At 69.2% G+C, this 11,330-nt stretch carries 10 protein-coding genes and 1 pseudogene; 3 read left to right on the top strand and 8 right to left on the bottom strand.

Going from position 1 to position 11,330, the window contains the following annotated elements; translation table 11 throughout:
* Positions 1 to 71 precede the first annotated feature (71 nt).
* The 3 genes and pseudogenes from ACX12F_RS25935 to ACX12F_RS25925 all read right to left on the bottom strand — a co-directional run.
* Positions 72 to 1,211: pseudogene (locus ACX12F_RS25935) on the bottom strand (SLC13 family permease); the annotation flags it as partial.
* On the bottom strand, positions 1,202 to 2,137 hold the full coding sequence (locus ACX12F_RS25930; RefSeq protein ID WP_459367127.1) for an MBL fold metallo-hydrolase: 936 nt from the start codon (positions 2,135 to 2,137) through the stop codon (positions 1,202 to 1,204). The gene ACX12F_RS25930 and the pseudogene ACX12F_RS25935, both read right to left, overlap by 10 nt.
* Positions 2,137 to 2,925 (bottom strand): LamB/YcsF family protein, encoded by a 789-nt coding sequence (locus ACX12F_RS25925; protein WP_459367126.1) that lies wholly within the window; start codon positions 2,923 to 2,925, stop codon positions 2,137 to 2,139. Before ACX12F_RS25925 ends, ACX12F_RS25930 begins: the two co-directional genes overlap by 1 nt.
* Positions 2,926 to 2,949: 24 nt before the next feature.
* On the opposite strand from ACX12F_RS25925, the gene ACX12F_RS25920 reads away from it, so the two are divergent.
* Positions 2,950 to 3,792, top strand: coding sequence for a sulfurtransferase (locus ACX12F_RS25920; RefSeq protein WP_459367125.1), 843 nt, complete (start codon positions 2,950 to 2,952; stop codon positions 3,790 to 3,792).
* Here ACX12F_RS25920 and ACX12F_RS25915 read toward each other — a convergent pair.
* The 3 genes from ACX12F_RS25915 to ACX12F_RS25905 are packed head-to-tail and all read right to left on the bottom strand — an operon-like array spanning position 3,779 to position 6,354.
* Positions 3,779 to 4,609: a metal ABC transporter permease gene (locus ACX12F_RS25915; protein WP_459367124.1), complete on the bottom strand. Its 831-nt coding sequence runs from the start codon at positions 4,607 to 4,609 to the stop codon at positions 3,779 to 3,781. The two genes, ACX12F_RS25920 and ACX12F_RS25915, sit on opposite strands and share 14 nt — an antisense overlap.
* Positions 4,602 to 5,414 carry a metal ABC transporter ATP-binding protein gene (locus tag ACX12F_RS25910; RefSeq protein WP_459367123.1) on the bottom strand — a complete coding sequence of 271 codons (813 nt, stop codon included), beginning with the start codon at positions 5,412 to 5,414 and terminating at the stop codon, positions 4,602 to 4,604. Before ACX12F_RS25910 ends, ACX12F_RS25915 begins: the two co-directional genes overlap by 8 nt.
* Positions 5,415 to 5,433: 19 nt before the next feature.
* Positions 5,434 to 6,354: a metal ABC transporter solute-binding protein, Zn/Mn family gene (locus ACX12F_RS25905; protein WP_459367122.1), complete on the bottom strand. Its 921-nt coding sequence runs from the start codon at positions 6,352 to 6,354 to the stop codon at positions 5,434 to 5,436.
* Positions 6,355 to 6,451: 97 nt separating this feature from the next.
* On the opposite strand from ACX12F_RS25905, the gene ACX12F_RS25900 reads away from it, so the two are divergent.
* Entirely contained in the window at positions 6,452 to 7,552 is a 1,101-nt protein-coding gene (locus ACX12F_RS25900; protein ID WP_459367121.1) for an Rv3575c family transcriptional regulator, read from the top strand.
* On the opposite strand, the gene otsB is transcribed toward ACX12F_RS25900, so the two are convergent.
* Both otsB and kstR read right to left on the bottom strand, forming a co-directional pair.
* Positions 7,549 to 8,292, bottom strand: coding sequence for a trehalose-phosphatase (gene otsB / locus ACX12F_RS25895; RefSeq protein ID WP_459367120.1), 744 nt, complete (start codon positions 8,290 to 8,292; stop codon positions 7,549 to 7,551). The genes ACX12F_RS25900 and otsB overlap by 4 nt on opposite strands.
* 3 nt (positions 8,293 to 8,295) lie before the next feature.
* The gene (gene kstR / locus ACX12F_RS25890) at positions 8,296 to 8,901 is read right to left on the bottom strand and encodes a cholesterol catabolism transcriptional regulator KstR (protein ID WP_459367119.1); all 606 of its coding nucleotides are present in this window, start codon (positions 8,899 to 8,901) and stop codon (positions 8,296 to 8,298) included.
* Positions 8,902 to 9,222: 321 nt separating this feature from the next.
* Here kstR and ACX12F_RS25885 point away from each other — a divergent pair, with 321 nt between their 5' ends.
* Positions 9,223 to 11,316: an acyl-CoA dehydrogenase family protein gene (locus tag ACX12F_RS25885; RefSeq protein WP_459370509.1), complete on the top strand. Its 2,094-nt coding sequence runs from the start codon at positions 9,223 to 9,225 to the stop codon at positions 11,314 to 11,316.
* The last annotated feature ends 14 nt before the right edge of the window (positions 11,317 to 11,330 follow it).

Below are 11,330 nucleotides of genomic sequence, written 5' to 3'. Positions count from 1 at the left end.
GCGCTGTCCGATTGTTGTTCGCGCCCAGGTAACCGCGCTGATTCAGCGCCGCCGTTCCTTCCTCAGGGTGCTCATCGCAGCCCCAGCAGCGAACAGCCCCACCATAGTCCGGTCACGGCCAGAACCAGGGTGACAGGCACCGTGGCCAGACCGGCGGCGGTGAACTCTCGCGCCGGTGCGGGCACCTGCTCGCGGACCACCTTGCGCCACAACAGGTTCGACAGCGAACCCGGATAGGTCAGATTGGGGCCGATGTTCACCCCGATGAGTACCGCCAGCACCGCGACCGGGCCGCCGGCCGCGACGAGCGGCAGCAGCACCAGCACCGCGGGCAGGTTGTTGATCACATTCGACAGCACCGCCGCGACGGCAGCGATGCCGAGCAGAGCGGGCAGTGTGGTGCCGTGCGGCAACAGCTGCGACACCGCGCGGCCCAGGCCGAGGTCCAGTACCGCGCTCACCAGTACGCCCAGCGCCAGGACGGCGAGGAGGAACGGTACGTTGGCCGCCCGCACGATGCCCATGACGGTCTCGCGGCCGCGCACGACCGCCCGCACCGCCAGCACGGCGGCACCGGCGAAGGCCGCCCACGCCGGAGCGAATCCGAGCAGCGATGTCGCACCGAAGCCGATGAGCGTCAGGATCAGCACGGTCAGCACGAAGTAGGGCACCTCCGGTGGGGGAGGGGCCGCCCGGTCCGCGGCGCCGATGCGCAGTTCTCGCCGGAAGAGCAGGCGCAGCAGCACATATTCGGCCGCGACGGCCAAGAGCCAGGGCAGCGTCATCGCCGCGGTGAACCTGGTGAAACTCAGGCCCGCCGTCGAAAAGGCCAGCAGATTGGTCAGATTCGACACCGGCAGCAGCAGCGACGCGGTGTTGGCCAGGTGGGCGGCGGCGTAGCCGTGTGGTCGCGCCGGTACCCCCAGCGTGCGTGCGGTCGACAGGACGACGGGCGTCAGCAGTACGACGGTCGCGTCGAGGCTCAGGACCGCGGTGGTCCCGGCTGCGATGAGGAACACGGTGGTCAGTAGCCGTCGGGCCCTGGCATGTTCAGCTTGTCCTGCGCCCCAACTGTGCCGGGCCATGTAGATGCCGGCGGCGTGGAAAAGCCCCTCGTCGTCGCACAGTTTGGCGAGCACCAGGACCGCGGCCAGGAATCCGACGACCGGCAGCAGTCTGCCGATCTCGTGCAGTGCGGTGTTCACAGCCAGGGGTCGGCGCGTTGCCAGAGCGTCGGAAGGTGCAGCGGCACGCCATCTTCGGCGGCAAGTCGGCCCAGTATCCGCATCGAGACATCCAGGTCGTCGCCGACGTAGGGCAGCGCGCGCAGCGGTTCATGCAGCGGCCGGAAGAAGTCGTCCCAGTGGGTCAAGATGACGCGCCGCGCATTCACCATGCGGACCGTCTCCTTCCAATAGTCGACGAGGTACTTCTCGGGCTGCAGCCCGAGCTGCCCGATCCCGAGGTACACCACGTCGGCCCGCTGCCCGGCCAGGGCGCCGGGCACGAACCCGGCGCTGCCGACGGCGAGCAGGCTGCGGCCACTGACGCGGTGCACGATCAGCGTCGACCAGGCCTCTCCGCACTTGTACGCCGATGCTCGCACCGGCGGCACCACCGGCGCGGTGATGGTTCCGGGGAATCGGTCCGGCGGGCAGTGGTGGCCGGTGAACAGGGTTACGTCGAAGGCGCCCAACGTCATCGACTCACCGGGGACGGCAACCGTCAACTGCGAGTCGGTGAGGCCGCCGCCGCGGCCGATGTAGGCGGCCGACGTGCCACCCACGAGTTTCGCCCCGGTACGCGCGGCGACCGCCGCGGAGTCCATGGCGTGGTCGAAATGGGTGTGCACCGGCAGCACCGCGTCCAGTCGGTCGATGCCGAGCCGGTGCAGGCAGCCATCAATACGTGGTAGTGCGGGGCTCAACCGGCCCAGTCCGACCGACAGCAGGCTCGGCCGGGAGAAGAAGCCGTCGGTCAATAGGGCTGACGACGAACCGGCAGGATCGGTCGCGGCGACCAGCATGGTGGTGACGCCGGCCCAGGTGACCGTCAGCGGCGAGTCAGCGGTTGCCGCCGGCTGGTCGAAATGGTGCGCATATGAGGCGAGGTCGGGCCGGCCTGGTTTCAGTCGCATCAGCAGAAGGCCTCGATCTGTACGTTCTCAGCGGTCAGGCGTTCGCGGACTGCGCGGGCGATGTCGATGGCGCCAGGCGAATCACCATGTACGCAGATCGATTTGACGGTGACCTTGATGGTCGAGCCGTCGACGGCGCCGACGCGGCCGGCGGTCACCATGGAGGCCACCCGATCGGCGATGGTCGAAACGTTGTGCAGCACCGCATTGCGCTGCGTGCGCGGTACCAGCTGGCCGTCGGGGCGGTACGAGCGGTCGGCGAAAGCCTCGGGCACAGTGTGCAGTCCGAGCTCCTCGGCGGCGGTGAAGAATGCCGAACCCGCCAGCCCCAGCACCGGTAGTGCCGGGTCGACGGCGTGCACTGCGGCGGCCACGGCCCGCGCCTGGACGTGGTCGGTGGCGATCGTGTTGTACAGGGCGCCATGGGGTTTGACGTAGCTGACGGCCGACCCGGCGACCTGTGCAAGGGCCTGTAGTGCGCCGATCTGGTAGATCACGTCGGCGGTGAGGTCCTCGGGGGCGACGTCGATGTAGCGGCGGCCGAAGCCCGCCAGGTCGCTGTAGCCGACCTGCGCGCCGATCCGCACTCCGCGCTCGGCGGCCGCGTGGCACACCCGCAGCAGCCCGGCGGGATCTCCGGCGTGGAAGCCGCAGGCAACGTTGGCACTGGTGACCAGATCGAGCATCGCGTCGTCGTCACCCAGCTGCCATATTCCGAAGCTCTCCCCGAGATCGGCATTGAGATCCACCGTGGGAGCATTCCCGTCGCTTCGCTCCACAGCAGACATGCCTGCCAGCCTAGGCTTGCCGCCATGTCCACTCGTGACGACATTCTGATCACCGCCTTCGGTCTCGCCCAGCTGATCGCCGCCGGCGACGTGACGCTGCTCGATGTGCGCTGGCAGCTGGCCAAGCCCGACGGCCGCGACGACTACCGGGCCGGGCACATTCCCGACGCGGTGTACGTCTCGCTGGACGACGACCTGTCGGATCACACCGTGATGGGGCGGGGCCGGCATCCGCTGCCATCGGGGTCGGCGCTGCAGGAGGCGGCGCGCAGCTGGGGGATGAGAGACGGCGTGCCGACGGTCATCTACGACGACTGGAACCGGGCGGGCTCGTCCCGGGCCTGGTGGGTGTTACGGGCCGCGGGTATCGAGAGCGTGCGCATCCTGGACGGCGGCCTGGCGGCGTGGACCACCTCGGGTGGGCCGCTGGACCGCGGCGACGTCGAACCCGAGCCGGGCGACGTCACGGTGACCCATGAGGACCTCTACGCGGGCGCCATGCCGACCCTGACCGCCGACGAGGCCGCCGCGCTGGGCCCGCGGCTGGGCGACGTCCGCGCACCGGAGCGGTTCCGCGGCGACGTCGAACCGATGGATCCGGTGGCCGGGCACATCCCCGGCGCGGTGAATCTGCCGAGCGTGCTGGCGGCCGACGGCACGCTGCGCACCGATGGTGCCGACAGCTCGGACATCGTCGGCGTCTATTGCGGCTCGGGTGTCACCGCGGCGGTGGCGGTGGCCGCGCTGGCGGCCTCCGGTCGCGACGTGGCGCTGTTCCCCGGTTCGTGGTCGCAGTGGAGCAACGAGCCCGGACGCCCGGTGGGGCGAGCGGAGCGACGGGTGGTTGATCCCGCTACCGGCGACTGAGCTTCCCGGCGCCCCAGCACAGCAGGTAGATGCCGAACGAGATCGACGTCACGAACACCGACACCGGCACCCCCGGTGCCAGCGACAGCACGATGCCGCCGACCGCGGCGATCTCGGCGAAGACCACCGACGCCACCATGGTGGTGACGGGGGAGCTGAAAACCCGGCCCGCCGCAGCGGCGGGCGTGATCAACAGCGACATCACCAGCAGCGCCCCGACGATCTGCACGCCCTGCGCGGCCGCGACACCGACCAGTGCGGCGAACACGATGCCCAGCGCACGCACCGGCACCCCGCGGGCCGCAGCCACTTCCGGGTCGGCGGTGGCGAACAGCAGTGGGCGGTAGCAGGCCGCGAGGACCGCGACCACCAGCACGGTCACCACCGCAAGCAGCGTCAGGCCCGAGTATCCGACGCCGACGATCTGCCCGGTGAGCAACGCGAAACTGGTGCCGGTGCGGCCCGGATACAGGTGGATGAACAGCACCGCCAGGCCCAGCCCGAAGGCCAGCACCACGCCGATGGCCGAGTCACGTTCCCGCGACCGCTGCCCGAGAATGCCGAAGACTATTGCCGCCAGGGCACTCCCGACCAGGGCGCCGAGGCCGACGTTGAGCCCGGTCAGCAGCGCGAAGGCGGCGCCGGTCAGCGAGAGCTCGCTGGACCCGTGCACCGCGAACGACATCTGGCGCATCACGATGAACGGCCCGATCAGTCCGCCGAGCAGTGCCAGCAGCGCTGCCGCCAGCACGGCCTGCTGGACGAAGTCGCGGCTGAGCAGGTCCGCGGTGAGCGTGGGGTTGAAGAACTCACTCATGGAAATGGCCGCTCGCGTGCTCGGAGTTGTCCACGCATGCGCCGTCCTGGCCGACCACGACGTACTGGCCGCCGATCCGGGCGACCTGGATGTCGGCGCGGTACAACGCGGACAGCGTCTCGGACGTCATGACCTCGTCGACGGTGCCGATCCGGAAGCGCCCGTCCACCAGGTACAGCACCCGGTCCACGTAGGGCAGCACGGGATTGACCTCGTGGGTGACGAACAGGACGGCGGTGCCGGCGTCCTTGCGGCGCTGGTCGATCAGGCTCGACACGAGTTTCGCGTTGGCCGGGTCGAGGTTGAGCAGCGGTTCGTCGCACAGCAGCAGGGCGGGGTCGGAGGCCAGGGCCTGCGCGATCCGGACCCGTTGCAGTTCGCCGCCCGACATCACCGACACGGGGACGTCGGCCAACCGGGCTCCGTCGACCTGGCTCAGGGCCCGGGTCACCACGGCGCGGCGCTGTGCCCGCTTCCGCGGTCCGGCGAAACCCCAGCGGTGTCCGTCGCAGCCGAGGCCGACCAGATCACGGCCGCGCAGCGTCAGGCCGGTGTCCAGCGAGCGGTGTTGCGGTACATAGCCGATGGCGCCGGTGGTGGTCATCCGGCCCGCGGTCAACGGTTGTTGGCGCAGCAGGACCTTGAGCAGTGACGTCTTGCCGGTGCCGTTCGGGCCGAGCACCGCGATGAACTCGCCGCGGCGCACCGTCAGATCCAACCGGTCCCACAGCACGCGGTCGCCGAATGACAATCGCGCACCGGTCAGCTCGGCGACCGCCGTGGTGGGCGTGGGATCGGAAGGCACGGCTACAAATTATCCCGGCTTATCGGGCCGCTACGGGTGCGGTGTCCAACTGGTGTGCCAGTGCCTCGGCGGTCTGGCGCTGCCAGGTCAGGAAGTCCTGTCCGGCCGGCAGCGTCTCGGTGACCTCGACGATGGGCAGCGCGGCTTTCCGGGCGGCGTCCTGCAGTTGCTTGGTCACGGCCGTCTCGGTCTGCTTGTTCACCACCAGCGCGTCGACCTTGTGGCCGTTGATGAGGTCCAGCACCGCGGCGACGTCTGCCGGGGCGGGGTCGTGGCCTTCTTCGGCGGCGGTGGCGAAGCCGTGCGGGGTGCTGTCGACGACGCCCGCGGTGGACAGCAGGTAGTGCGCGACGGGTTCGGTGGAGACCACCGCGGCGCCGGGGTGCTTCTGCCCGATGGCGCGTTCGGTCGCGGCGATGGCGTCGGTCTGCTTGCCGAATTCCGCGGCATTGGCCCGGTAGGCGTCGGCGTGCGCGGGATCGGAGCCGGCCAGGTCGTCGGCGATCTTGGCGGCGACGGCCTTGGCCACGGCCATGTTGTAGAAGACGTGCTCGTTGGCCTCACCGGGCGCACTGTGCGGCAGCAGCGAGTAGGCGTCCACGGTGGTGACGTTCTTGTGGTTCTTCAGGACGTCGTCGGCCCAGTGGTCGTAGCCGCCGCCGTTGATGACGACCAGGGCGGCGTCGGCGATGGCCGCGGCGTCGGCGGGGGTCGCCTCGTAGGAGTGCGGGTCGTTGACGTCGCTGGTGAGAATGGCCTTGACCTCGGCGTGCCCGCCGGCCACCGCCGTGGCCACGCTGCCCCAGACGTTGGTGGTGGTGACCACCTTTGAAGAGCCGGTGGCGTGCCCGGAGTCGCCTTGTGAACCGCAGGCGGCCAGCCCGGTTACGGAGGCCAGCGCGGTGAGGGCGGACAGTGCGATGAGCCGGGTCCGGGTCATGTGTGCTCCTGCGGATTAGTGTTAATGAAAACCGTTTGCAATAAATCTAGTGCACCGTTGGCTCGCGGCGCGAATCGGATGCGCTAGCGTCACCAACATGCCGAGGAGTCCCAACCCGAGGCGTCGGGCCACGCTGGCCTCACTGGCTGCCGAGCTGAAGGTCTCGCGCACCACGATTTCCAATGCCTACAACCGGCCGGACCAGCTCTCCCCAGAGCTCCGTGAGCGGGTACTGGCTGCCGCCAGGGAGATGGGTTATCCCGGTCCCGACCCGGTGGCGCGCTCTCTGCGCACCCGCAAGGCCGGCGCCTTCGGGCTCATCATCACCGAGTCGCTCAACTACTCGTTCCGCGACCCGGCGGCGCTGGATTTCGTTGCCGGACTTGCCGAGTCATGTGAGGAGGCCGGGCAGGGCCTGCTGCTGGTGGCGGCCGGGCCGAACCGGTCGGTCGAAGACGGCGCCGCGGCGGTGCTGTCCGCCGGGGTCGACGGGTTCGCGGTCTACGCCGCATCTGACGACGATCCATACCTACCGGTGGTGCAGCAGCGTGGCGTGCCGATCGTCGTCGTCGACCAGCCGAAGGACCTGCAAGGGGCATCCCGGGTCTGCATCGACGACCGGGCGGCCATGCGCGGCATCGCGGAATATGTTGTCGGCCTTGGGCATCGGGAGATCGGCGTGCTGACCATGCGGCTCGGCCGGGACTGGCCCCACGGCGACGCGCAGTCGGCCATCGCGGATCCCGAGCGGCTCACCTCGCGGCATTTTCACGTGCAGTGCGAACGCATTATCGGGGTGCGTGACGCGATGGCCGCCGCCGGCCTGAATCCCGATGCCCTCACGGTGGTCGAGACGTTCGAGCACCTGCCGAGTTCCGGCGGGGCCGCGGCTGCCGTTGCGCTGCAAGCCAATCCGCGCATCACGGCGCTGATGTGCACCGCTGACGTCTTGGCTTTGTCGGCGATGGACCATCTGCGGTCGCGCGGCATCTACGTGCCGGGTCAGATGACCGTCACCGGATTCGACGGCGTCCCCGAAGCACTCGCCCGCGGGCTGACCACCGTGGCCCAGCCGAGCCTGGAGAAGGGCCGGCGGGCCGGATACCTGCTGAACAATCCGCCGCGGTCCGGCATCCCGGTCATCGAGGTGCTCGACACCGAACTGGTCCGCGGCCGCACCTCGGGGCCGCCTGCCTAGCCGGCGCGGCGTGCCGCGAGATACGCCAACGCCTCCGCGACGTCCTCGGGGGAGTCGATGCGGTACTGCGCGGCCGTCGGTCCCGGGCCGACCTTCACGCCGACGTCGCCGTCGCGCAGCCGGGCGAAGGCCTTCTCGTCGGTGACGTCGTCGCCCAGGTACACCACCGCGCTCACGCCGTCGCGCTCGCGCAGTAGGTCGATGGCCGAGCCTTTACTGGTGGTGATCACCGCGAACTCCAGTACCGCCTTGCCCTCGGTGGTTTCGGCGGGCCACGCCGTCCCGGCCGTGCGTGCGGCCGCCAGAGCGGCCTCGCCGTCGTCGGCTGAGGCGTTCCGGATGTGAAGGGCGACGCTGGCCGGCTTTGTCTCGACTTTCACGCCCGGGTATCGACTTGCGATCTCGGTGAGCGAATCGACGATGCGGGCCAGCAGAACGCCGTCGACCGCTTGCGTGAATCCGTCGTCGAACTCGGCGCCATGACTGCCCACCAGTTGCACCGATGCCGGCATGCCGGAAAGTTCGCGTAGGACCTGCAGCGCGCGGCCGGACACCAGCGCGACGAACGTGTCAGGGAGCGCCGCCAGATTCAGCACCGCGGCAGACCCGGCGGGCAAGGCTCGCGCGTCGGCAGGGTTGTTGACGATCGGCGCCAAGGTGCCGTCGAAATCGGAGGTGACGAGCAGGCGGGGCGTGGCGGCGACTTTGTCGAGCGCCGCGATCAGATCAGCCGGGAGCACCGGTCAGATTTTAGGGTGCTCCCCGTCGCCGATCAGCAGTCGGACCGCCAGATCGAGCCGCTTGCTCACGTCGGTGGCCGACGCGCGCCTGGTCAGCCAGGCGAGCAGGTTCGACAGCCACACATCGGAGATGACGCGGGCGATGTGGTACTGGTCCTCGGTGGGCTCGCCGTCGCTCATGGCGCGGGCGAACATCGAGTCCATGAGCTTTCCGACGTGATCAACCTCACCGGCCGCGGAGGCGTCGGCGAACACGAAAGCGCGCGTCATGGCCTCGGTCAGCAGCGGATTGCGCTGCATGGACCGGTTCAGCTTGCTGACCATCACGCTGAGTCGCTGATACGGGGTGCCGCCGGTGAGCGAGGCGCGGTCGGTCTTGGCATCGATGCGCTCGAACTCACGACCCAGCGCGGACACCAGCAGGTGCACCTTGGATGGGAAGTAGCGGTACAGCGTGCCCACGGCGACGTCGGCGCGTTCGGCCACCGCACGCATCTGAACTGCCTCGTAACCCCCCTTGGAGGCGATTGCCAGGGTGGCATCGAGGATGCGTTTGCGGCGCTCGCGCTGAGCTTCGGAACCGAGCTCAGATTCGGTGAGTACGGCCATGTTTGTCACCTCCCGCGGGCGAACGGTGGAAACGGAGTCGGGTGTTGCTGGCAGGGTTGTCTCGCGGGCCATGCGGCCATCAACTCCTTCGGGTAGCGCAGTGGGTGAAAACGATACGCAAAGTGATCGGTAATTTCCCACCTCCAGGCGCCCCGGGACACCCGAGTGTCCTGCTCAAATGGCGATCGACTTGACGTCTGATTGCTGTCACCATTAGAACACGTTCTAGTGAGAAGCGTGTTCTTCTCGCCCAAACGCTAGGAGCGCACGGTGTCCATCACTTCCACAACTATCGACTCCGAGCGGGCCGAGGTCCGCGAAATGGTCCGTAGCTGGGCTGTCGCGTCGGGTTCCATCGCCGCGGTCCGGGCTTTGGAAGCCGGAGCGGGGGGTTCCGCTGATTCTTGGCGGGGCCCCTACGACGGTCTGGTCGAACTAGGGACCTTCGGCGTCGCGGTCTCCGAGGACCTCGGCGGCGCCGGCGGATCCATTGCCGATTTGTGCGTGATGGTCGACGAGGCCGCCGCCGCGCTCGTTCCCGGCCCGGTGGCCACGACCGCCCTGGCAACTCTGGTGATCACCGACGCCGCGCTGCTCGAGGCGCTGATCTCCGGTGAGCGCACCGCCGGCTTGGCGCTGAACTCCGACATCGTCTTCGACGGCCAGTCCGCCACCGGTACCGCCAAGTTCGTGCTGGGCGCCCTGCCCGACGGCCTGCTGATCCTGCCGGCAGACAACGGGGCGAGCGGAGCGACGGGAAGACATGATGTCTGGCTGCTGGTCGACGCCACTGCGCCCGGCGTCACCGCCACGCCGCTCGAGGCCACCGACTTCTCCCGCCCCCTGGCCCGCGTCGAGCTCAATGGTGCCGCGGCGACCGTCGTCGATGCTCCGGTGGCCGACCTGGCCGTGACCGTGCTGGCCGCCGAGGCTGCGGGTCTGGCCCGCTGGCAGCTGCAAACAGCCGCCGACTACGCCAAGGTGCGTGAGCAGTTCGGCAAGCCGATCGGCAGCTTCCAGGCCGTCAAGCACATGTGTGCAGAGATGCTGCTGCGGTCGCAGCAGGTTGCCGTCGCGGCGAGTGACGCCGCCGAGGCCGCAGTGGACGGGGATGCGACGCAGCTGTCCATCGCCGCCGCCGTGGCTGCCGCGGCTGCCATCGACGCCGCGAAACGCAATGGGCGCGACTGCATTCAGGTGCTCGGTGGTATCGGCTTCACCTGGGAGCACGACGCTCACCTGTACCTGCGCCGCGCGTATGCCACCGCCCAGATCCTCGGTGGACACGGCAGCTGGTTGCGCCGCGTCGCCGCGCTGACCCGCTCGGGCCTGCGCCGTCAGCTGCACGTCGATACCGGTGAGGCGGAGACGATCCGTCCCGAGATCGCCGCCGTGGTCGCCCAGATCGCCGCGCTGCCCGTCGAGAAGCACCAAGCGGCGCTGGCCGAAGCCGGATTGATGGCGCCGCACTGGCCCGCGCCGTACGGTCGCGCCGCGTCGCCCGGTGAGCAATTGGTGATCGACGACGAACTGAGCGCGGCAAGCGTTGTGCGCCCGGACATTTCGATCGGTTGGTGGGCCGCGCCGACCATTCTCGGCCACGGCACGCCCGAGCAGATCGACCGCTTCATCCCCGGCACGCTGACCGGCGACGTGTACTGGTGCCAGCTGTTCAGTGAACCGGGTGCCGGCTCTGACCTCGCGGCCCTGCGGACCAAGGCCATCAAAGTTGACGGCGGCTGGAAGCTGACCGGCCAGAAGGTGTGGACCTCCAACGCACACCGGGCCAACTGGGGAATCTGCCTGGCGCGCACCAACCCTGACGCGCCGAAGCACAAGGGCATCACCTACTTCGTCGTCGACATGAGTTCGCCCGGCATCGACATCCGTCCGCTGCGTGAGATCACCGGCGAGGCGCTGTTCAACGAGGTGTTCCTGGACGACCTGTTCGTGCCGGACGACTGTGTGATCGGCCCTGTTGACGGCGGCTGGGCGTTGGCCCGCACCACGCTGGCCAATGAGCGCGTCGCCATGGCTGCCGGTGGCGCCCTGGACAAAGGCATGGAGCACCTGCTGGAGGTGCTCGGCGACCGTGAGCTGGACGCCGCCGACGCGGAACGCCTTGGCGCACTGATCGTTGCAGCCCAAGTCGGTTCGCTGCTGGACCAGTTGACGGCGCAGATGGCCGTCGGCGGCCACGATCCGGGCGCTCCGTCGAGCGTGCGCAAGCTCATCGGCGTGCGCTACCGCCAGGCGCTGGCCGAGACGATCATGGATGCGCACGACGGTTCGGGTATCGAGGATTCGCCGGACGTCCGGTACTTCCTCAACACCCGCTGCCTGTCGATCGCCGGTGGCACCGAACAGATTCTGCTCACCGTGGCCGGTGAGCGCCTGCTGGGCCTGCCGCGCTAGCGGCCCCTGCTCCG

This window comes from Mycolicibacterium sp. HS_4_1, from assembly GCF_054515875.1.
Note: the sequence above shows the minus strand (reverse complement) of the source record. Positions and strands in the feature narration are given on the sequence as shown.